Raw genomic sequence first — 21,069 nt, 5'->3', positions numbered from 1 at the left:
ATGAATTGCCGCGCTTGCCGTTAGGATCGGCGGAAACAGGGAAGGGGCAATTCACCCATGCGCATCCGCCATTTGCTGCCGCTTGTCGTCTCGACCGCTTTGTGCGCCACCGCGGCGCCGGCCGAGACCTATGACGTCGTCATCCGCAACGGCACGCTCTATGACGGCAGCGGCGCACCCGGCCGGGTCGGCGATCTCGCGATCAAGGGCGACAGGCTGGTCGCGGTCGGCAAGGTGGACGGGCGCGCCCGGCAAGAGGTGGATGCGAAGGGCCTCGCCGTCGCCCCCGGCTTCATCAACATGCTGAGCTGGGCGACGGAATCGCTGATCGCCGACGGCCGCGGCCAGAGCGACATCCGCCAGGGCGTCACCCTGGAGGTGATGGGGGAGGGCGATTCGATGGGACCGCTCAGCCCGGCGATGAAGGCCGATGGCCTCAAGCGGCAGGGCGACATCAAATATCCGATCAGCTGGACGACGCTGGCCGAATATCTGGCGATGCTGGAGAAGAAGGGCGTCTCCACCAATGTCGCCAGCTTCATCGGCGCCGCGACGGTGCGCGTGCATGAACTGGGCGAAGGCGATGTCGATCCGACGCCCGATCAGCTTGCCCGCATGCAGGCGTTCGTCACCCGCGCTATGGACGAAGGCGCGATGGGCGTCGGCAGCTCGCTCATCTACGCGCCGGGCACCTATGCCGAGACGCCCGAGCTGATCGCGATCACCTCTGCCGCGGCGAAATGCGGCGGCATGTATATCTCGCATATGCGTTCCGAAGGGGACCGGCTGATCGAGGCGATCGACGAGCTGATCGAGATTGCGCGGAAGTCGGGCGCACCGGCCGAAATCTACCATCTCAAGATGGCCGGCCGCGACAATTGGGGAAAATATGATCAGGCGGTCGCGCGGATCGAGGCCGCCCGCGCCGAAGGGCTCGCCATCACCGCCGACATGTATCTCTACCCCGCCGGCGCGACCGGGCTCGATGCCGCGATGCCGACCTGGGTGCAGGCGGGCGGGCTGGAACAATGGATCGCCCGGCTGAAGGACCCGGCGACGCGCGCACGGGTGGCGGCCGAAATGGCAGCGCCGGGCAATGGATGGGAGAATTTCTTCCACGGGGCGGGGCCGGAAGGCATGCTGCTCGTCGGCTTCAAGAATGAGGCGCTGAAACCGCTGACAGGCAAGACGCTGGCCGAAGTCGCGAAGATGCGCGGCAAGAGCGCGGCCGAAACCGCGATGGATCTGGTCGTCGAAGATGGCAGCCGCGTCGGCACCGTCTATTTTCTGATGGACGAGGCCAATGTCGCGAAGCAGGTCAAACTGCCCTGGATGAGCTTCGGTTCGGATGGAGAGTCACAGGCACCCGAAGGCGTTTTCCTGAAATCGAGCACGCATCCGCGCACCTACGGCAATTTCGCGCGACTGCTCGGCAAATATGTTCGTGACGAGAAACGGGTGCCGCTGGAAGATGCGATCCGGCGGCTGACGGCCCTGCCGGCGAGCAACCTCAAGATCGCCGATCGCGGCATGCTCAGGCCGGGTAATTTCGCCGACGTGGTGATCTTCGATCCGCAGAAGATCAGTGACCACGCGACCTTCGCCGAGCCACAGGTCTATGCCACCGGCATGCGCGACGTGTTCGTCAATGGCGTCCAGGTGCTGAAGGACGGTGAGCATACCGGCGCCACGCCCGGCCGCGTGGTCCGCGGGCCGGGCTATGGGCGCTGCAAGGGCTAGCCCCAGCAGCTCTCCCCATCTTTTTGCACCCTTTGCATCTACCCTGTTGATTTCTAGGGTAGCTTTTCCGGCATTCGGGGGAGGGGTAAGGATGCGGTGGATCGCTTTGGCGATGGCAGGGGCTCTATGCCTGGGCGGCAGCCCCGCGCGCGCGGAATGGATGCAGGCGTCGAGCGAGCATTTCGTCATCTACACGGACGACAATGAACGCGATCTGCGCCGCTTTTCGGAGCAGCTCGAACGCTATCATTCAGCGCTCGCTTTCCTGACGCATTCGCAATTTCCGCCGCCCAGCCCATCCAACCGCGTCACCGTCTATATCGTGCGCAGCGAGGCCGCCGTCCGCGATCTCTATGGGCAGAATGCCCAATATATCGGCGGCTTCTATATTTCCCGTGCCGGCGGATCGCTGGCGATCATTCCGCACGTCAACTCCGGCACGGGCAAGGCCGATTTTTCGATGATCGTGCTGCTGCACGAATATGCGCATCATTTCATGAACTCGGCCAGCAGCCGGTGGATGCCGCGCTGGCTTTCGGAAGGCGGGGCGGAATTCTTTGCGACCAGCAGTTTCGAGGCCGACGGCACCGTCCTGATCGGCCGCGCGGCGCAGCACCGCGCCGGCGAGCTGTTTTTCGAGGAGGATATGAAGGTTTCGGCGTTGCTGGACCCGCCACCGGAAAAGCCCGGCCGGCGGAGCTATGACGCCTTCTATGGCAAGAGCTGGCTGCTCTATCATTATCTGACGTTCGAACCGACCCGGTCCGAGCAACTGCCCAATTATCTGTCGCTGCTCGCAAAGGGGAAGAGCCAGCGCGACGCCGCGCTTGAAGCCTTTGGGGATTTCGCCAAGCTGGACAAGGAACTCGATCGCTATCTGATGCGGCGACGGATGTCCGCCCTACGGTTGACGCCGGACATGCTGAAGGTCGGCCCGATCGAACTGCGCAAGCTCAGCCCGGGCGAAGCCGCGATGATGCGGGTGCGGATCCGTTCGCGGCGCGGTGTCGACGAAGCGCAGGCAAAGGCATTGGTGGTCGAAGCCCGCGCGATTGCGGCCCGTTTTCCGAAGGACCCGGAGGTGTTGTCCGCCTTGGCCGAAGCCGAGTTCGACGCCGGCAACGACAAGGAAGCGATCGCTGCGGCCGATAAGGCGCTGGCGCTCGATCCCGGCCAGGTGAATGCCTATGTGCAAAAGGGCTATGCGCTTTTCCATATGGCGGAGGATGCCGAGGACAAGGCGGCCGCCTACAAGCGGGCGCGGGCGCCCTTCATCGCGCTCAACCGCCGCGAAAACGATCATCCGCTGCCGCTCAAATATTTCTACCTCAGCTTCGCCGAACAGGGCCTGGAGCCGACGCCTCTGGCGATCGATGGTCTCGCCCGCGCGGTCGATGTCGCGCGCTTTGATCTTGAACTGCGGATGATGCTGGCGACGACCCTGATCCACGCCAAGCGCCCTAAGGAGGCCAGGTTCGCGCTGGAGCCCATCGCCTATAATCCCCATGGCGGCAGCCTGGCGGACAGCGCGCGCAAGATGCTGGATCGCCTCGACAAGCAGCCCGGCTGGGACGGCAGCGATATGGCCGAAGTCGTTGCGGCGAGGGACGGAGAGGATTCGGGCCAGAGCGACGACGGTCAGCCCTGAACGGCGCAAAACTGGCTGCCTCGCAATAGGCGACCTTGCCGCCGGCTTGCGGGTATGCCGGCCCTGTTGTTAGACGGGCCGGGTTGCAATCGAGGGGCCACAAGCGCTCCGCCAGTATGGGAGAGCGGTCGCTTGGAGAGCCGTCAGGATCAGAATAGCGGCACCACCGCGGTGCGCGAGGCGCATCGTTTCGATGAGGCCCGGCTTGCGGAATGGATGGCTGCGAATGTCGCGGGTTATCAGGGGCCGCTGACGGTCGAGCAGTTCAAGGGCGGGCAATCCAACCCGACCTACAAGCTAGTCACGCCCGCCCGTTCCTATGTGCTGCGCCGCAAGCCGCCGGGCCAGTTGTTGAAGGGCGCGCATGCGGTCGAGCGCGAGGCGCGCGTGCTCTCGGCGCTGGCGACGGTCGATTTCCCGGTGGCGCGGGTCCATGGCCTGTGCACCGACGATGGGGTGATCGGCACCTGGTTCTACGTGATGGACATGGTGGAAGGCCGCATCTTCTGGGACGCGACCTTCCCTGAAGTCAGCCGCGACGATCGCCCGGCCTATTTCGACGCGATGAATGCGACGATGGCGCAGCTCCATTCGATCGACCCCGATGCGATCGGGCTTGGCGATTATGGCAAGCCCGGCAATTTCTTCGAACGCCAGATCGGCCGCTGGAGCCAGCAGTATCGCGATGATGTCGAGGCCGGCCGCAATGCGGACATGGATGCGCTGATCGGCTGGCTCGAAGCGAACATGCCGGCGCAAGCGGGCGAAACCCGCATCACCCATGGCGATTTCCGCTGCGACAACATGATCTTCCACCCCACCGAGCCGCGCGTGATTGCGGTGCTCGACTGGGAATTGTCGACGCTGGGCGATCCGCTGTCCGATTTCGCTTATCATCTGATGATGTATCGGCTCGCCCCGCCGGTCGCGACCGGGATTGCCGGCCATGATCTCGCGGCGCTCAACATCCCTTCGGAGGCCGATTATGTCGCGGCCTATTGCGCGCGGACCGGGCGGGCGGGGATCGACAGTCTGCAATTCTACACCGCCTTCAACATCTTCAGGCTGGCGGCGATCATCCACGGCATCAAGGGCCGCGTCGTCCGCGGCACCGCCGCCTCCACCCACGCCCGCGAAATGGCGGACAAGTTCCCGGCACTTGCGGCGGCAGGCTGGAAGGCCGCGCAAGGGGGCTGACGACGCCCACACAGGGAGCGTCACCCTGAACTTGTTTCAGGGTCCATGCGATTCAATCGCGGGCTGCGAATGCGGCCATATGGATGCTGAAACAAGTTCAGCATGACGATGGAAGAGGTTGGAGCCAGCCTTCGCTGGGGTGACGAGTGATATTTGGTTATAGCGGCGACATGAACCCCGCCGCCGATCGCCATTTCACCCGCCTTACCCCTGCCGGCGAACGCGCGCCCATCACCCGCACCGTCGCGGTCGAAATGCCGATCGCGATCGAGATCAATGGCCTCGGCTATGCGGTGATGATGGCGACGCCCGCGGATCTCGGCGATTTCGCTTTGGGCTTCTGCCACGCCGAACGCCTGATCGACGCTGCCGCCGATCTGGTCGACGTCTCGGCCCACGAAGCGGAGCGTGGCCTGATCCTGCGCATCACCCTCATCCCCGATCGCGTCGATCGCGTGGCGGATCGGGTGCGCCACCGCGTTTCTGAATCCTCCTGCGGTCTCTGCGGCATCGAAAATCTCGAACAGGCACTCCGCCCACTGCCGCGCGTGACTGCCCGATCCGACATGGCCGACGAAGCGTTGTTCCGCGCGCTCGATCGGCTCGGCGAATATCAGCCGCTCAACCGGCTGACCGGCGCCGTCCATGCCGCCGCCTTGTGCAGCGGCGACGGATCGATCCGCCGGGTGCGCGAGGATGTCGGCCGCCACAACGCGTTCGACAAACTGGTCGGCGCGATGCTGGCGGGCGGTTTCGGCTGGGACGGCGGTTGCGCATTACTCACCGCGCGCTGCTCGTTCGAGCTGGTGGAGAAAGCGGTGCTGGCGGGCTGCCCGCTGCTCGTCACCGTCTCGGCCCCCACCAGCCTCGCGCTCGATCGCGCGGCTGAGGCCGGGTTACGCCTCGTCACGCTCGCGCGATTGGATGCCGCGCTGGAAGCGGAAGGGCAGGGGCGCTAGAAGCGCGCGCATGACTCACGCCCGCTTTCCCGCCCTCCGCCTCCGCCGCACCCGAGCCACCGCCTGGAGCCGCGCGCTCGTCGCCGAGACGCATTTGTCGCCCGCGCACCTGATCTGGCCGCTGTTCGTGACCGAGGGGCAAGGCGTCACCGATCCGGTGAAGACGCTGCCCGGCGTTTCGCGCCATTCGGTCGATCGCATCGGCGTGGTGGCGAAGGAAGCGAAGGCGCTTGGCATCGGCTGCCTTGCGCTCTTTCCCAACACTCCGCACGACCGCCGCACCGATGATGGGCGCGAGGCGCTCAACCCCGACAATCTGATGTGCCGCGCGATCCGCGCGATCAAGGATGCGGTGCCGGATATCGGCGTCCTCACTGACGTCGCGCTCGATCCTTATACCAGCCATGGCCATGACGGGCTGGTCGATGCTGCAGGTTACGTCCTCAATGACGAGACCAGCGAGATCCTCGTCGGCCAGGCAATGGTCCAGGCCGAGGCGGGGGCGGATATCGTCGCGCCTTCGGACATGATGGATGGCCGCGTCGGCGCGATCCGTGCGGTGCTGGAGCGCGAAGGCCATCGCAACGTCCAGATCATGGCCTATTCGGCGAAGTATGCGAGTGCCTTCTATGGCCCGTTCCGCGATGCGGTGGGCTCCGGAGGGCTGCTCAAGGGGGACAAAAGGTCCTACCAGATGGACTATGCCAATGCGGAGGAGGCGCTGCGCGAAGTGGCGCTCGATCTCGCCGAGGGTGCAGACAGCGTGATGGTGAAGCCGGGCCTGCCCTATCTCGACATCATCCGCCGCGTGAAGGAGCGGTTCGAGGTGCCGGTGTTCGCCTATCAGGTGTCCGGCGAATATGCGATGATCGAGGCCGCGGCAGCTGCGGGCGCAGGTGATCGCGATGCGCTGGTGCTGGAAACGCTGACCGCCTTCCGTCGCGCCGGCTGTTCGGGCGTGCTCACTTATCATGCCGCCCATGCCGCGCGTTTGCTGAGCGACTGATACAAGACGCATGATTACCAAGTAGTGGCACGCGCTCGCGGCGTCGGCCTCGGCGTTTATCTTGCTGATCAGACGTCCGCTGTTGATGATCCAGCTTCCTGCAACGCGGGATCGCGATGATCTGCTCATCGGTAAACCTGCTGCGCTTCATCGTCGTCCTCCTCATTGACGTCCTCCCTGTTTTTTCATCCATGCTGAGTGAGAGTTTTCCGGCCCTTTGACGCCCACGAGCAAGGAGCTGGGACATGAAGAAGACGCGCTATACCGAAGAGCAGATCGCGTTCGCGCTGAAGCAGGCGGAGACTGGCACGCCGGTGGCCGAGGTCATTCGGCGGATGGGCGTTTCAGAGCAGACCTTCTATCGCTGGAAGAAGGTGTATGGCGGGCTCGGTGTGGGCGAGCTGCGGCGGGTGAAGCAGCTCGAGGACGAGAACCGCAAGCTCAAGCAGCTGGTCGCCGACCTCAGTCTCGACAAGCACATCCTGCAGGATGTCCTGGCAAAAAAGCTCTGACGCCTGGGCGACGGCGCGAGATCGTCGCGCACGTCCAGGCGTCCCATGGTGTCAGTGAGCGGCGTAGCTGCCTCGCGCTCGGCGTCGACCGTTCGTCGGTGCGCTACGTGTCGCACAAGCCGGATCAGGCGCCGCTGCGGCTGCGCATCCACGATCTGGCGGCGACACGGGTACGCTACGGCTATTTCCGAATCTACATCCTGCTGCGCCGCGAAGGATGGCTCGTGAATCACAAGCGGGTCTACCGGCTTTACAGGGAGGATGGATTGAGCCTTCGGCTCAGGCGCCCCCGCCGCAACGTCAGCGCCGCAAACCGCCAGCGGCAGCCTGCGGCGTCGGCGCCGAACGAGATGTGGTCGATGGACTTCGTCTCGGACGCGCTGTTCGACGGGCGGAGGTTGCGGGCACTGACGGTGGTCGATGCGTTCACGCGTGAGGCGCTGGCGATCGACGTCGACCAGGGCATAAAGGGTGAGCAGGTGGTGGCCGCGATGGCGCGGATCGCTTCGGTGCGTGGTGCGCCGAAGACCATTCGGGTGGACAATGGGCCGGAGTTCATCTCAAAGGCGCTCGACCGCTGGGCCTATGAGAATGGCGTGACTCTCGACTTCTCGCGGCCGGGCAAGCCGACCGACAACGCCTTCGTCGAGAGCTTCAATGGCCGCCTGCGCGACGAGTGCCTGAACAGCCACTGGTTCCTGTCGCTGGCGGATGCGCGGGCCAAGATCGAGGCCTGGCGACGGGACTATAATGAGAGCCGCCCTCACACGGCTCTTGGCTGGCTCACGCCAGCCGAATATGCTGCATCCGCCGGGGTTAACCCCGGCGGATGCAAGCCGGAAGCTCGCATCACGCCCGGATGAGAAACCGGGGGACCGTCATGCAAGCCGGAAGCTCGCATCACGCCCGGATGAGAAACCGGGGGACCGTCAACTCAATGAAGGACTCTAACTCAAACTGGCGGAATTTCAGGGGAGCACGTCAACCTTCACTCGCGCGCGGAATTGGTGGAGCAGAGGCTCGGTATAACCGCTCGGCTGTGCGACTCCTTCAAACACAAGTGTCCGTGCCGCCTGGAAAGCGACGCTGATATCCTCGTGCCCTACCATCGGGCGGTAGGCCGGATCGGTTGCGTTCTGGCCGTCGACCTTGGCGGCCATGCGTCGCAACGCCCCGTCCACATCTTGAGGCGTTGCGACGCCATGGAGCAGCCAATTGGCCATATGCTGCGATGAGATGCGCAGCGTCGCGCGATCCTCCATCAGGCCAACATCGTGAATGTCCGGCACCTTGGAGCAGCCGACGCCCTGATCCACCCAGCGCACGACATAGCCGAGTATGCCCTGTGCGTTGTTGTCCAGCTCCTCCGCCACCTCGTCGGGATGCCAGTTGCGGCCAGCGGCGACCGGAACCGTCAAAAGCCGGACGAGGGACGCCACCGGCTCGGCGGCGCGCTCGGCCTGCCGGGCAAAGACGTCCACCTCATGATAATGGGTCGCGTGCAGCGTTGCCGCGGTGGGTGAGGGCACCCAGGCGGTGTTCGCGCCGGTGCGGGGATGCGCGATCTTCTGTTCGAGCATGTCGGCCATCCGATCGGGCATCGCCCACATGCCCTTGCCGATCTGCGCCTTGCCGCTCAACCCGCAGGCAAGGCCGATCTGGACGTTGCGATCCTCATAGGCCTTGATCCAGTCGGCATTCTTCATATCGGCCTTGCGCACCATCGGGCCGGCGCGCATCGCGGTGTGGATCTCGTCCCCCGTGCGATCGAGGAAGCCCGTGTTGATGAACACGATCCGCTCGCGCACGGCGTGGATGCAGGCGGCGAGATTGGCGGAGGTCCGCCGCTCCTCGTCCATCACGCCAACCTTGATGGTATGGCGTGCGAGGTCCAGCAGATCCTCCACCGCATCGAAAAGCCGGTTGGTCAGGGCGGCCTCGTCGGGGCCGTGCATCTTCGGCTTGACGATATAGATGGAGCCCGCACGGCTGTTGGTGAAACCGCCCAGCCCGTTGAGATCGTGGATCGCGGTGAGGCTCGTCACGATCGCGTCGAGAATGCCTTCGGGCGCTTGCGTGCCGTCGGGCAGGCGGACCGCCGGCGTCGTCATCAGATGACCGACGTTGCGGATGAAGAGCAGACTGCGGCCCGGCAGCACGAGTTCCGATCCGTCGGTCGCGACATAGCGGCGGTCGGCATCGAGCGCGCGTGTCATCATGCGGCCGCCCTTCTCGAAGCTGGCGCTGAGATCGCCCTTCATCAGCCCGAGCCAGTTGGCATAGGCGGCGACCTTGTCCTCCGCGTCGACTGCAGCGATCGAATCCTCGAGATCGCAGATCGTCGTCAGGGCGGATTCGAGGATGATGTCGGCAAGTCCCGCCGGATCGTCGCGCCCGATCGGATGAGCGCGGTCGATCACCAGCTCGATATGCAGGCCATTGTGCCGAAGCAGCAGGTTGTCGCCCGCGCGGCCGACCAGTTGGGTGGGATTGGCGAGCGCGGGATCTCCACCCTTCCAGTCCGTCCATGAGCCTGCGGCAAGTGGTGCGGCCCGGTCGAGGAAGGCCTTGGCCCAGGCAATCACCTGCGCGCCGCGCGCCGGATCATAACCCTTGCCGGCTGGTGCGCCGGAGATGGCATCGGTGCCGTAGAGCGCGTCATAGAGGCTGCCCCAGCGCGCATTGGCGGCGTTGAGCAGGAAGCGCGCATTGAGCACGGGAACGACAAGTTGCGGCCCCGCGAGCCGTGCCACTTCGTCATCGACATTCGTCGAACTGATCGCGAACGGCACCGGCTCGTCGACCAGATAGCCGATCTCGCGCAGGAATGCCTCGTCGACGGGCGCGCCGGCCTCGTAGCGGGCATCGATTTCAGCTTGCATGTCGTCGCGGACCGCGAGCAGGGCGCGGTTCTCGGGTGTGAAGCGCGCGAAAATGTCGGCCGTGCCCTGCCAGAAGCGAGCCGTGTCGACGCCTGTGCCCGGCAGGGCCTGTTCCTCGATGAAGGCCGCGAGCTCGCTTGCAACCTGGAGCCCCGCGCGATCGGTGTAATTGGTGTCGCTCATCTCGATCCTCACGCCTGCGCGTTGAGGCCGGCCGCGGCGATACCCGCCAGCGCACATGCCTCGTCATTGTCCGAAGTGTCGCCGGTGATGCCGACCGCGCCGATGGGGAGGTCTGCATCGTCCACGATGATCACGCCGCCCGCCGCCGGCACGACGCCATGGGGTGCGATCGGCCCGAGCGAAGCGACGAAGGTCGGCCGGTCCACGGCCATGTCGCCGATCTTGCGCGACGAGACGCCGAGGCTGAGTGCGCCGCCGGCCTTGGCGCAGGCGATCTGCGGCCGCAGTGTCGAGGCACCGTCCTGGCGCTGGAAGGCAAGGAGGTGCCCGCCGGCATCGAGGACCGCAATGCTGAGCGGTTTGAGGCCGAGTTCGCTGCCCTTGGCGAAGCCGGCGGCGATGATTGTGTTGGCCTGATCGAGGGAGATGCGGGTCACGATGCTTCCTTGCAATCAATAGAGGAACTGGCCTGAGCCGCTTGATCCATGGACGCCTGGATGGAGGTAGGGTTACGGTTCGGCTCAACCAATCGCTACTCTAGGAGTCGTCAGAACAGCGCGGTAGGCTATAAAAAGTTCAATCACTTTTTCGTGTAGGGAAAAGATGACCGTGGATGCCGACTATGCCCTGTTTGCTACGGTGGTTGAAACCGGAAGCCTGTCCGCCGCAGGTCGGGCAATGCTTATTTCGCCCTCGATGGTCTCTAAGCGACTGGTCCGCCTCGAGACGCGCCTTGGCGTCCCGCTGATCCATAGAACGACACGCAAGTTGGCCCTGACGGATGCGGGTGAGCGCTTTCATGCGGATGTGATGGCGATCCTGCAATCGATCCGTGAAGCTGAGGACCGGATATCGGGCATCCGCCGTGAGCCCGTTGGACCAGTCCGCGTTTCCGCGCCAACATCGTTCGGTCGACTCCATATTGCCCCGAGGTTAGGTGCGTTCCTGGCACAATATCCTCATGTTGAGCTCGAGCTCATTCTTTCCGACACCTATGTCGATCTTCTTTCCGAGCGAATTGATGTGGCGGTTCGTATCACGACGGAATTATCGCCAAGTCTGGACGGTCGGCGACTTGCGACAAATCGGCGCGTGCTCTGCGCGAGCCCCGGCTACCTTTCCGCCAAGGGTAATCCTTCGGTTCTCGCCGATCTGCGTAATCACAGCTTGCTCGCTGCAGAGGGGCAATTGCCGTGGCGCCTTGTCAACGGCCGGCAGCGACGAAGCATCGATGGATGCAGTCACGTTCGCACCAATTCGAGCGAGATCGTTCGTGAACTTGCAATCGCCGGCGTTGGCATAGCGCTTCGTTCGTTATGGGACGTCGGCGATGCGCTTGTCGACGGTCGCCTCGTCCAGGTGTTGCCGGGTTGGGAAGGTCCGACCGATCTTGGCATCTTCGCAGTGCATCCGCGCTCGGTGTCGCAGCCGGCCGCAATCCGTGCTTTCATTTCCTTCCTCGAGCAGGCCTTTTGTCCAGCACCCTGGGAGAACCGGACAAGCAAGGGTCCGCCTTCGGGGTGAGCTCGCATCCCGCGGACGGCGGCCGCATTGAGTCCGCTGAGGTCCCGCCCGCGTTCTACCCTGCCCTTCTCGAAACGGACCAATCCGGCGCTAACCCAACGAAGCTTCGCACGAGATTGCGGGCGATCTGGTTGACCATGTGGATCAACTTGTCGATGCCCGTCATTCCGCGGCCTCCAGTGGTGCGATACGCCGGGAGCGCTCGCCCAGCGCCTCATAATCTTCCTGCCAGTCCGTAGGGCCATTCGACGGCATCACCTGGACTGCGGTCACCTTATATTCGGGGCAATTTGTGGCCCAGTCCGAATAGTCGGTGGTTACGACATTGGCCTGGGTCACCGGGTGATGGAAGGTCGTATAGACGACGCCAGGTGCCACGCGGTCGGTGACGAGTGCGCGTAACGTCGTTTCGCCGGACCGGCTCGCAAGCCGCACCCAGTCGCCATCGTGCAACCCACGGTCATCCGCATCGACCGGATGAATTTCGAGGCGATCTTCCGGATGCCAGGCGGTATTGGCGGTGCGTCGCGTCTGAGCGCCGACATTATAATGGCTGAGGATCCGCCCGGTTGTCAGCAGCAGCGGAAAGCGCGGCCCGGTCTTCTCGTCGGTGGGCACGTAATCGGTGACGACAAATTTGCCCTTGCCGCGGACGAAGCCGTCAACGTGCATGGTCGGCGTGCCGTCGGGTGCATCGCTGTTTACCGGCCATTGCAGCGAGCCTTCCTCATCGAGGCGCGCGAAACTGACACCGGCGAAACTTGGCGTCAGGCGCGCAATCTCGTCCATGATCTCGCTCGGGTGCGTGTAATTCCAGTCAAGTCCAAGCGCTTGGGCAAGGGCCTGGGTCACTTCCCAGTCGGCAAAGCCGTTGAGGGGCGTCATGACCTTTCGCACCGGCTGGATACGCCGTTCGGCATTGGTAAAGGTGCCGTCCTTCTCGAGGAAGGTCGAGCCTGGCAGGAAGATATGGGCGTAGTTGGCCGTCTCGTTGAGAAAGAGATCCTGGACGATCACGCACTCCATGGCCGCGAGACCGGCCGACACATGCCTAGTATCCGGGTCCGACTGGAGGATGTCCTCGCCCTGTATGTAAAGCGCCTTGAACGTCCCATCGACCGCGGCGTCGAGCATGTTGGGGATGCGCAGGCCAGGCTCGGGATCGATGGCGACACCCCAGTCCGCCTCGAACAGAGCGCGCGCCTCGGCGTCGGCAACATGGCGATAGCCGGACAGCTCATGCGGGAAGCTGCCCATGTCGCAGGCGCCCTGGACATTGTTCTGGCCGCGTAGGGGGTTCACGCCCACGCCTTCGCGTCCGATATTGCCGGTCGCCATTGCGAGATTGGCGATTGTCATCACCGTCGATGATCCCTGGCTGTGCTCGGTGACGCCCAGGCCATAATAGATTGCGGCATTGCCGCCGGTCGCATAGAGGCGCGCGGCCGCTCTCAATTCGGCCGGGTCGACGAGCGTGACCGCGGCCAATGCCTCGGGGCTGTTCTTGTCTTGGCCGACAAACTCAGCCCAGTCCTGATACTCATCCCAGTCGCAGCGCTCGCGAATGAAGGACTCGTTCGCCAACCCCTCGGTGACGATGACATGCGCCATCGCCGTCAGCACCGCGACATTGGTGCCCGGTCGCAGCGGTAGATGATGGTCTGCCGCGATATGGGGGGAGCGCACGAGATCGGTGCGGCGCGGATCAATGACGATGAGCCGGGCTCCCTGCCGCATGCGCTGTTTCATCCGGCTCGCGAATACCGGATGCCCATCGGTCGGATTTGCTCCGATCACCAGGATCACGTCGCAATGCTCGACGCTGTCGAAGTCCTGTGTTCCCGCCGAAGTGCCGAACGTGGTCTTCAGGCCATAGCCGGTGGGAGAATGACAGACGCGAGCGCAGGTATCGACATTATTGTTGCCAAAGCCCGCCCGGATCAGCTTCTGGACGAGGAAAGTCTCCTCGTTGGTACAACGTGACGAGGTAATGCCGCCGATCGAACGCTGGCCATATCGGGCCTGGATACGCTGCAGTTCGGACGCCGCGTAGGTCAGGGCCTCGTCCCAGCTCACCTCGCGCCAGGGTCGATCGATGCTCTCCCGGATCATCGGCTTGGTGATGCGTTCACGGTGCGTCGCATAGCCCCAAGCGAAGCGGCCCTTGACGCAGGAATGTCCGCGATTGGCCTTGCCCTCCTTCCACGGCACCATGCGGACGACCTGCTCGCCGCGCATCTCGGCGCGAAAAGTGCATCCAACCCCGCAATAGGCGCAGGTAGTGACCACCGCGCGCTCAGGCGTACCGATCTCCACCAACGCCTTTTCCGAAAGCGTCGCCGTCGGGCATGCTTGGACACAGGCTCCGCACGACACGCATTCCGATGACAGGAAATCATCGAAGTTGGTTCCGGCCGAGACCTTGGAGTCGAAGCCGCGACTCTCAATGGTGAGCGCGAAAGTGCCCTGGACCTCATCACAAGCCCTCACACAACGCGAACAAACAATACATTTTGACGGATCGAAGTCGAAATATGGGTTCGACTTATCCTTGCCCTGGCCAAGGTGCGTCGCGTTCTGCACGCCCGGAGCGTCATAGCGAACTTCGCGCAGACCCACCGCGCCCGCCTGGTCCTGCAACTCGCAATCCCCGTTGGCTGCGCAGGTCAGGCAGTCAAGCGGATGATCGGAGATATAGAGTTCCATCACCCCCTTACGCAGTTTGTGAAGCTGCGGAGTCTGGGTGCGCACCACCATGCCGGACTCGACCGGCGTCGTGCAGGAAGCTGGCGTTCCGCGACGTCCGTCGATTTCGACGAGGCAGAGCCGGCACGAGCCGAACTGCTTCAGGCTGTCCGTCGCGCAGAGCTTGGGGATTGCTGTCCCGATCTCGGCTGCCGCGCGCATGACCGTCGTGCCGGCCGGCACCGTCGTTACGCGGCCGTCGATGACGAGCGTGACCGTCTCGGTCGCCGGCGATGCCGGGGTGCCGAGATCGGCCTGAGGTTCATATCCCATGATGTGCCTCCGAGCGCTGGGCCGGTGCGAGCGCGTGTATAAAGCCGGAACCGAAGACGGCCGCGATGGGGTTCACTGCGGGCGGTTCATTGAAGGGTTCCGTGAGGGGCATTGACGATCAATGCGGAATCCGAACGGGCAAGGCTTACCAGCGTCAGTCCCGCGGCACGCGCGCGTTCGACGGCAAGGCTTGTCGGCGCGGAAATCGTGACGAGCATCGGGCATCCGATGCCAACTGCTCTCTGAAATCCTTGACCGGACCCGGTTGATCACCGGACCGAGTCGATGGGGCGGGAGGGTGACACGCACGATCCATCCGCCCTCCGTTGCAACTGTATCGACCGCTTCGACTTCGCGGGCATGCTCTATCGGACCTTCGCTCAGCGTCAGGCCCAAGACGAATTTCTCGAGATCGGTCGGCGTGGCCATCATGACGGCGAAGCCGAGGCCATTATATTCAATGGCAACCGGAGCCTCGATCGGTACGCACCGCTCGATATTTGCATCGCATGGTTCGGCGAGGCCTAGTCGGTGCACCAATACGGTGCGTTCAAGTTCCCGCGCCTGGCTCACGCCGCCGCCTTGCGGCGAGCGCGTTCAAAATCATCCGGAAAATGGCGAATGGCGCTCATCACGGGATGGGGTGTGAACCCGCCCAGGGCGCAGAGGGACCCGAACTGCATGATGTCGCAAAGATCAGCGACGAGCGCGAGATTGTCGGCGCGGTTTTCGCCAGCGAGGATCCGGTCGATAGTCTCGAGGCCGCGCGTCGAACCGATCCGGCACGGCGTGCACTTGCCGCAGCTTTCGGCCGCGCAGAATTCAAAGGCGAAACGTGCTTGCATCGCCATGTCGACGCTGTCGTCAAACACGGTGATGCCACCATGACCGATCAGACCATTCGCGGCCGTGAACGCTTCATAATCGAACGGTGTATCGAACAGGGCAGGGGGGAAATAGGCCCCCAGCGGCCCCCCCACCTGCACTGCCCGTATCGGACGGCCGCTTGCGGTGCCTCCGCCGACAACTTCGACCAATTCCTTGACCGTGACGCCGAACGCCGTTTCGTAAAGGCCGCCGTTACGGACATTGCCGGCGAGTTGAATTGGCATGGTGCCGCGTGAACGGCCCATGCCATAGTTCGCATAAGCCTCGGCTCCTTCTGCCAGCACGAAAGGCACGGCAGCGAGCGTCAGCACATTGTTTATCACTGTCGGGCAGCCGAACAGGCCTTCATGGGCCGGAAGGGGCGGCTTTGCCCTGACTTCGCCGCGCTTGCCCTCGAGACTATTGAGAAGGGAAGTCTCTTCCCCGCAAACATATGCGCCAGCCCCAACGCGAATCTCGATCTCGAACGGAGCGATAATTGGCGCTGCCAGGCGAACCGCGGCTTCCATCTTGGCAACCGCATGGGGATATTCGGAACGGATATAGACAAAGCCCTTGGAGGCGCCGGTCGCCAGGCCGGCAATCGCCATGCCTTCGATGAGACAGAAGGGATCGCCCTCCATCAGCATCCGGTCGGCGAAGGTGCCGCTGTCGCCTTCGTCGGCATTGCAGACGATATATTTGCGCACGCCGCGGGCATCGTGGACTGTCTTCCACTTTATGCCGGCCGGAAAGCCGGCGCCGCCGCGTCCGCGCAAGCCAGATGTCGTGACCGCTTCAATTACAGCCAGTGGCGAGATGGTTTGCGCCGTCCGGAGGCCCTTCCACCCGCCTGTTGCCTCATAATCGTCCAGGCTGAGGGGCCTCGTCTTTCCTGCACGTGCGAAGGTGAGGCGAGTCTGGCCCGCAATGAAGGGATGGTCTGCGATCCGGCCGATGCGCAGGGCGTCCGCAGTTCCAGCGAGAATCGCGGCAACGTCCGCGCTCGTCACCGGCCCGTAGCCAATTCCGTCGAGCTCTACGAGAGGCTCGAGCCAGTGCATCCCCCAGCTCGAAACCCGCTCGATCCGGGCATCCGGCGACAGTGCCTTGAAGGTCGCCGCCACCTGATCGGCGCCGCAGGCAATCGCCAGGGCGTCACCGGAAATCAGGATCTTCATGCCATCGCCTCGAGCAGGCGGCTGAGCGAGAGCTTGTCAAGCCGGGCATGGGGTACGCCATTGATCATCGCGTTGGGGCCGACGCTGCAGAGACCCAGGCAATAGACGGTTTCTATGAGCGCTCGCCCCTCGGCCTGGCTTTCGAGCCACGAGGCCAGGGATTCCGACCCGCGAGCCTGGCAGGCTTCGGCGCGGCAAAGCTTCAGAACGGGACGCGTTGCCGGTGTGAGTCGAAAGTCATGGTAGAAACTCGCGACGCCATACACTTCGGCGCGGCTGAGATTCAGTGCAGCGGCAATCGATCTAATGGTGGGTTCATCAATCCACCCAAATTCGTCCTGAAGTGCATGGAGGACGGGCAACAATGGCCCCTCGCGGCCACGGTGGTCATCGACGATGGCCGCCACCAATGTCTGGTCGATACTTGGATCGTTTTGCCCATTCATACTGCGCGCGATCCGCGTTTGTCATTCGATAGTCAAATTGGAATCACGTATGATTGATTGGATATGTCTATCAAGTGCGCTCAAGTTCGATTTGCACGCGCGCAGCTTGCGCGGCCGCGATTGCCGCAGCAATGAGTGGGGCGAGGGGTTCTTGGCCGAGCGCAACCAGCCCGATTGCACTCTGCGGCCTGGGCGGTTCGATCTCGATCAGCCGAATATGAGAATGGGCACCCACGAACTCCGCATGGCTACTGGTGATGATGCTCGAGAGACCCCCATGCGCGACGCTCGACAGCAGCGCTATATAGGAATCGGCCGTCACCACCGGGGAAACGGAATAGCCGATCTTCGCAAGATGGGCGTCGAGGATGCGGCGATTCTGCATTCCCGAGTGGAGCAGGCACAAGGGCTGGCGGACAATTTCGGTCCACGCGATGTGCTGCCTCGCCCCGAACTCCGATTCCGCATGCGTCGCGAAGACATACTCTTCAGAATAAAGCGGAACCGTCCGGACATCGCTCGGCGTTTCGTCTTCGAGATAGGTAATGCCGACATCAAGTTCAAAGTCCCGCATCGCGCGGTCGATGCCTTGCGACGTGAGCGAGCGCAGCGTGAGCTGAAGATCCGGATGCTTGGCGCGAAGCGCATTTACGAGAAAGCCTACTGCGGGCATCGCGGCAGGAATGGCCCCTAGCCGCAATTCTCCCTTGAGTGCGCCCGTTGCGGTATCAGCGGCCTGGCGCAGGAGATCATGATCAGCAAGCAAGCGACGCGCATATGGCAGGATGGCCTGGCCTTCGGCGGTCAGGTCGATAAATCGACGGTTTCGTACGACCAGCCTCTTGCCGAGCAATTCTTCGAAGGATGCAATTCCCTGGGACAAAGTGGGTTGTGCCACGTTGCATGCGGCGGCCGCGCGCGCGAAATGCCTTTCACGGGCCAGGGCGACAAAATATTCGAGGAAGCGGATCTGCATCGTTTCAAACTAGCGCAATGTTGGCCTTTCAACGGATGGAAAATCCTTCGCCCTTCGAGAGCATGGGTCGCGCTCCGCGCGGCTTGGGTTGGGAATGGGTGAATGCCGCCATTGGCGTGTGGGGACGGGACGCGCGTTGGATGGATCGCGAACGCGAGCGGATCGTCGCCAAGGACGATGATGAACGGCTGAGCTTGTAAAGAAAGAGCGGCCTCGAATGTCGAGACCGCCCTTTTCATTCACAGGCCTTTGCGCCCTCATTCGGTCGGAGACGACCCGTCCGATGGTGCCGGTGAGGCGGCCCTCGCTGCCACAGCTTTCTTGGCCACGGCTCGCTTCGGGGCAGCCTTGCTCGCGGGCGCGGGCTTGCCGGTAGCCGCCTTCGCGGGCGCAGCTGCCTTCGGCCCGTTTGCCTTGGTCGGCGCAGGCGTTGCCGTCGCCGGCTTTGTGGACCTAGCCGGGGCTTTGGGCGCCTCTGACTTCGCTGCCGCTGCAGGTTTGGCGGCCGCGCTCTTCTTTGCCGTGGGCGCTTTACCCGTCGATTTGGTCGCCGGTGCTGAGACGGTTGCGATAGGCGCGGCGGCGACTTGAGCAGCGCGAGCGGCCGTGGCAGCAGGAGCCTTTTTCGGAGCCGCCTTCGGCTTTGCAGCCGTCTTTGCCGCAGTACGCGGAGCCTTGGTTACTTCCTTCATCTTCGGCGCCTCGACGGCAGCAGCGGACTTTGCCCCATTTGCGGGCGCATTCCTCGATGCGCTTGGCGCGGCCTCCGCTACCGCTGCCTTCGGTTTACGCCCAAGCCCCCGGGCGACCGCGATCGCACGGCGATGCTCGGCATAAGCGGGTGCCACCATGGGGTAGCTCGACGGAAGATTATAGCGTTCCCGATATTCTTTATCGGTCAGCCCATGAGTAGCGAGATGACGGCGCAACGTCTTGTATGGTTTGCCATCGATCAAGCTGATGATGTGTTCGCGCGATCCAAGGCTTTTGCGTGGCGTGACAGCGGGCACATATTCCGGCTTCTCCGGTTCCACTGGCGCTGGCCCGCTTTCGGTCGCAACCAAAGCGGCATGCGTTTGCTGTATCAAAGCGGCAAGCTGTTCGCTTGGTACAGAGTTGTTCGAGACGTAAGCGCTCAGCAAGTCGACCGTCAGCACGGTCAGATTGTTCGTTTGTGGATCCATGGAGACTGACTTTCTTGCCCTAGGTGCTTCATTCTCGATGAAGCTTGGATCGCACTATAGCAAAATCACCTCAGCATTGCCCTCGGCAAATCACTCTATGTGATTGTCTTCTGGAGAAGGCTTAGTTGCGAAGTCCAGCTGGTTGATACAATTGCAAAACTGGATTTGCGGCCGTCGTTCCGCGATGAAAGTCGGTGCAGGCCGCACCTGTAAGGGCAAGTCCCAGATAAGAGCTGGCCTCTGGAAGATGGTCGCTCTCAAATGGTCGAGAGCGACAGTTTCAGGAGTGAAAGTCACGAACATCGGTGAATTTCGCAGCGTCAACGGTCGTCTCTAGGGTTCGATCGCAACGCATACAATCGATCTGCCGCACGTTGGGTTGCGGCCGGAGAGCGAGAATGATCGCACACCGGCCTTGGAGGTCGTCGCATGAACTTCGGCAATCGCTGGGTCCAGATCCGCGCATTGCGGGAAGCGACCGCCAACAGCAGTGGCGAGATCTTCTTCCAGGGATCGCTCGACGACCCAAACCTCGATGAATCTCTGCCGATTGTGCTCTGTGGGACCGAAGAAGAGGGCTGTCGCGTGGCGTGGCGCGGGCGTGATGCGCGCGACGACTTTGGCTCTTCTCGGCGGGCAGGTCGCGTGACGAGGATGTCGGGCATGGCGTCTTTGGCGACAGCGCTCCCGGAGAAAACGCGGCCCGCGACCGCGACGACGATCGCATGCCGTTCTGAACCCCTTTGGGTCGGAGGTCTCGGCCTCCAGCCCATTCTCTCTCTCCCCAGGATGGACATCATCATGTCCGGCATCACACGCGCGCCGAACAAGACCTCTGCCGAACTGTTGGGCGCTGCCGACGCGCGCCGTTACTGGCAAACGGTCGGATGGCATTCTGTGGATGCGCTTGGCCGCCTACTCGATGACGAGTTCCGGCTTCCGATCCCGGAAGACCTTGAGACCCGACTCGGTTAGGCGTGTCGGGGTACGCACGTGGGGTGCGCAGTGACAAAATCAGCTCTCAGAAGCGCCTGATTTATAACGCTTCTGGCTGAGAAATAAGTGGCGGAGAGGGTGGGATTTGCACTAAAGCTCTAAGCAATTGAAACAAAGAGCATTTTTGCTATTCCATATTCTCCGGTACCACCAATCTGCCACCAATTTAAGTAAAATTTTTTCGCTTCAAAATCGCAGCTTTGCAGAATTAAAGTGATAGAACGTCCGGGAATCGAATTCAACAGTTTTCTTCAATGTCAATTGCCCCCATTTAGGCGCGTCTTCTGACCGATTTTGATGCGTGAAGGAGGCGCTATTGTGGGTTTGCGGAAAGGGTAGTCACATCATCGCGAAATCCCCGATCGTGACGCATTTGCGGGTGCCACAGATCCTTCAGACAATTGATTGCGGTCGATGCCGATGACTCTGAGGAATTTGCGCTTCGGCGAGCGGGTGAACTTTCGCATCATAAGCGTTCTTATCCGTCTTATGATGGCTGGGCAGCGTAGGGTGAATCTAAAGCTGGATGTGCTGCCTGTGCCGTCCCGCACCCTCACACCCCATCGAATTGCCCGATGAGTTGATTTGGCCGGTGCCCGTCTGTCGCGCGTTCCAGGCCCGTCCCTGACCTGTCACGATAAGCTTGGAGCAGTGCGTGGGGTCTGCCATGCAGACCGTTTGCGGATATGCGTCTGTACGATCCCGGACCGACAGAAAGGAAATCCCTGAAAATCGTCGGATCCTGACCGG

17 protein-coding genes and 1 pseudogene are annotated in these 21,069 nt (G+C 62.8%); 9 read left to right on the top strand and 9 right to left on the bottom strand.

All coding sequences use genetic code 11. The features are described from left to right. Positions 1-57 precede the first annotated feature (57 nt). The 6 genes from ACFB49_RS13765 (at position 58) to ACFB49_RS13740 (ending at position 7,925) form a co-directional block, all read left to right on the top strand. Positions 58-1,740 (top strand): amidohydrolase family protein, encoded by a 1,683-nt coding sequence (locus ACFB49_RS13765; protein WP_380871790.1) that lies wholly within the window; start codon positions 58-60, stop codon positions 1,738-1,740. A gap of 91 nt (positions 1,741-1,831) precedes the next feature. Beyond that, positions 1,832-3,388 carry a hypothetical protein gene (locus ACFB49_RS13760; protein ID WP_380871789.1) on the top strand — a complete coding sequence of 519 codons (1,557 nt, stop codon included), beginning with the start codon at positions 1,832-1,834 and terminating at the stop codon, positions 3,386-3,388. Positions 3,389-3,520: 132 nt separating this feature from the next. Continuing rightward, positions 3,521-4,585, top strand: a complete 1,065-nt coding sequence (locus ACFB49_RS13755) for a phosphotransferase (protein ID WP_380871788.1) — start codon at positions 3,521-3,523, stop codon at positions 4,583-4,585. Positions 4,586-4,755: 170 nt separating this feature from the next. After that, entirely contained in the window at positions 4,756-5,544 is a 789-nt protein-coding gene (fdhD, locus tag ACFB49_RS13750; RefSeq protein WP_380879966.1) for a formate dehydrogenase accessory sulfurtransferase FdhD, read from the top strand. Positions 5,545-5,554: 10 nt separating this feature from the next. After that, complete coding sequence (gene hemB, locus ACFB49_RS13745; RefSeq protein ID WP_380871787.1) at positions 5,555-6,550, top strand: porphobilinogen synthase; 996 nt, start codon at positions 5,555-5,557, stop codon at positions 6,548-6,550. A 245-nt stretch (positions 6,551-6,795) separates the two neighbouring features. After that, a protein-coding gene (locus ACFB49_RS13740) for an IS3 family transposase (RefSeq protein ID WP_380871376.1) occupies positions 6,796-7,925 on the top strand; the annotation gives its coding sequence in 2 pieces (ribosomal slippage) (positions 6,796-7,057 and positions 7,057-7,925; 1,131 coding nt in all). 105 nt (positions 7,926-8,030) lie between these two features. On the opposite strand, the gene ACFB49_RS13735 is transcribed toward ACFB49_RS13740, so the two are convergent. Continuing rightward, positions 8,031-10,127: a malate synthase G gene (locus ACFB49_RS13735; RefSeq protein WP_380871786.1), complete on the bottom strand. Its 2,097-nt coding sequence runs from the start codon at positions 10,125-10,127 to the stop codon at positions 8,031-8,033. Between the two features lie 8 nt (positions 10,128-10,135). Beyond that, positions 10,136-10,564 (bottom strand): heme-binding protein, encoded by a 429-nt coding sequence (locus ACFB49_RS13730; RefSeq protein WP_380871785.1) that lies wholly within the window; start codon positions 10,562-10,564, stop codon positions 10,136-10,138. 166 nt (positions 10,565-10,730) lie between these two features. Between ACFB49_RS13730 and ACFB49_RS13725 the strand changes: the two genes are divergently transcribed. Further along, positions 10,731-11,651, top strand: a complete 921-nt coding sequence (locus ACFB49_RS13725; protein ID WP_380871784.1) for a LysR family transcriptional regulator — start codon at positions 10,731-10,733, stop codon at positions 11,649-11,651. A 162-nt stretch (positions 11,652-11,813) separates the two neighbouring features. On the opposite strand, the gene fdhF is transcribed toward ACFB49_RS13725, so the two are convergent. From fdhF to ACFB49_RS13695, 6 genes and pseudogenes are all read right to left on the bottom strand, one after another. Further along, complete coding sequence (gene fdhF, locus ACFB49_RS13720) at positions 11,814-14,669, bottom strand: formate dehydrogenase subunit alpha (protein WP_380871783.1); 2,856 nt, start codon at positions 14,667-14,669, stop codon at positions 11,814-11,816. A gap of 86 nt (positions 14,670-14,755) precedes the next feature. Next, complete coding sequence (locus ACFB49_RS13715; RefSeq protein ID WP_380879964.1) at positions 14,756-14,887, bottom strand: formate dehydrogenase accessory sulfurtransferase FdhD; 132 nt, start codon at positions 14,885-14,887, stop codon at positions 14,756-14,758. Between the two features lie 142 nt (positions 14,888-15,029). Continuing rightward, positions 15,030-15,098 (bottom strand): annotated as a pseudogene (locus tag ACFB49_RS13710) (hypothetical protein); the annotation flags it as partial. Positions 15,099-15,238: 140 nt separating this feature from the next. After that, entirely contained in the window at positions 15,239-16,717 is a 1,479-nt protein-coding gene (locus ACFB49_RS13705) for an NADH-ubiquinone oxidoreductase-F iron-sulfur binding region domain-containing protein (RefSeq protein ID WP_380871782.1), read from the bottom strand. Next, positions 16,714-17,163, bottom strand: coding sequence for an NAD(P)H-dependent oxidoreductase subunit E (locus ACFB49_RS13700; RefSeq protein WP_380871780.1), 450 nt, complete (start codon positions 17,161-17,163; stop codon positions 16,714-16,716). Before ACFB49_RS13700 ends, ACFB49_RS13705 begins: the two co-directional genes overlap by 4 nt. 70 nt (positions 17,164-17,233) lie before the next feature. Further along, positions 17,234-18,139 carry a LysR family transcriptional regulator gene (locus ACFB49_RS13695; RefSeq protein ID WP_380871779.1) on the bottom strand — a complete coding sequence of 302 codons (906 nt, stop codon included), beginning with the start codon at positions 18,137-18,139 and terminating at the stop codon, positions 17,234-17,236. A 62-nt stretch (positions 18,140-18,201) separates the two neighbouring features. Here ACFB49_RS13695 and ACFB49_RS13690 point away from each other — a divergent pair, with 62 nt between their 5' ends. Next, positions 18,202-18,339: a hypothetical protein gene (locus ACFB49_RS13690; RefSeq protein ID WP_380871777.1), complete on the top strand. Its 138-nt coding sequence runs from the start codon at positions 18,202-18,204 to the stop codon at positions 18,337-18,339. Between the two features lie 57 nt (positions 18,340-18,396). Here the strand turns inward: ACFB49_RS13690 and ACFB49_RS13685 are convergent, their stop codons facing one another. Beyond that, the gene (locus ACFB49_RS13685; RefSeq protein ID WP_380871776.1) at positions 18,397-19,323 is read right to left on the bottom strand and encodes a MucR family transcriptional regulator; all 927 of its coding nucleotides are present in this window, start codon (positions 19,321-19,323) and stop codon (positions 18,397-18,399) included. A 429-nt stretch (positions 19,324-19,752) separates the two neighbouring features. On the opposite strand from ACFB49_RS13685, the gene ACFB49_RS13680 reads away from it, so the two are divergent. After that, entirely contained in the window at positions 19,753-20,298 is a 546-nt protein-coding gene (locus tag ACFB49_RS13680) for a hypothetical protein (protein ID WP_380871775.1), read from the top strand. Positions 20,299-21,069 lie beyond the last annotated feature (771 nt).

Source organism: Sphingomonas sp. DBB INV C78 (assembly GCF_042693015.1).
In the GTDB taxonomy this organism is placed as follows: domain Bacteria; phylum Pseudomonadota; class Alphaproteobacteria; order Sphingomonadales; family Sphingomonadaceae; genus Sphingomonas_E.
This window is presented reverse-complemented; position numbering and strand designations above follow the sequence as displayed.

What these genes read in the sequence shown, in the direction of transcription:
- ACFB49_RS13765 (WP_380871790.1), top strand. Translation starts at nt 58, where the DNA reads ATGCGCATCCGCCATTTGCTGCCGCTTGTCGTCTCGACCGCTTTGTGC.
- ACFB49_RS13735 (WP_380871786.1), bottom strand. Translation starts at nt 10,127, where the DNA reads ATGAGCGACACCAATTACACCGATCGCGCGGGGCTCCAGGTTGCAAGC.
- ACFB49_RS13715 (WP_380879964.1), bottom strand. Translation starts at nt 14,887, where the DNA reads ATGCTCGTCACGATTTCCGCGCCGACAAGCCTTGCCGTCGAACGCGCG.
- ACFB49_RS13725 (WP_380871784.1), top strand. Translation starts at nt 10,731, where the DNA reads ATGACCGTGGATGCCGACTATGCCCTGTTTGCTACGGTGGTTGAAACC.
- ACFB49_RS13690 (WP_380871777.1), top strand. Translation starts at nt 18,202, where the DNA reads ATGGGTCGCGCTCCGCGCGGCTTGGGTTGGGAATGGGTGAATGCCGCC.
- ACFB49_RS13680 (WP_380871775.1), top strand. Translation starts at nt 19,753, where the DNA reads ATGAACTTCGGCAATCGCTGGGTCCAGATCCGCGCATTGCGGGAAGCG.
- ACFB49_RS13700 (WP_380871780.1), bottom strand. Translation starts at nt 17,163, where the DNA reads ATGAATGGGCAAAACGATCCAAGTATCGACCAGACATTGGTGGCGGCC.
- fdhD (WP_380879966.1), top strand. Translation starts at nt 4,756, where the DNA reads ATGAACCCCGCCGCCGATCGCCATTTCACCCGCCTTACCCCTGCCGGC.
- ACFB49_RS13685 (WP_380871776.1), bottom strand. Translation starts at nt 19,323, where the DNA reads ATGGATCCACAAACGAACAATCTGACCGTGCTGACGGTCGACTTGCTG.
- ACFB49_RS13760 (WP_380871789.1), top strand. Translation starts at nt 1,832, where the DNA reads ATGCGGTGGATCGCTTTGGCGATGGCAGGGGCTCTATGCCTGGGCGGC.
- hemB (WP_380871787.1), top strand. Translation starts at nt 5,555, where the DNA reads ATGACTCACGCCCGCTTTCCCGCCCTCCGCCTCCGCCGCACCCGAGCC.
- ACFB49_RS13695 (WP_380871779.1), bottom strand. Translation starts at nt 18,139, where the DNA reads ATGCAGATCCGCTTCCTCGAATATTTTGTCGCCCTGGCCCGTGAAAGG.
- ACFB49_RS13705 (WP_380871782.1), bottom strand. Translation starts at nt 16,717, where the DNA reads ATGAAGATCCTGATTTCCGGTGACGCCCTGGCGATTGCCTGCGGCGCC.
- fdhF (WP_380871783.1), bottom strand. Translation starts at nt 14,669, where the DNA reads ATGGGATATGAACCTCAGGCCGATCTCGGCACCCCGGCATCGCCGGCG.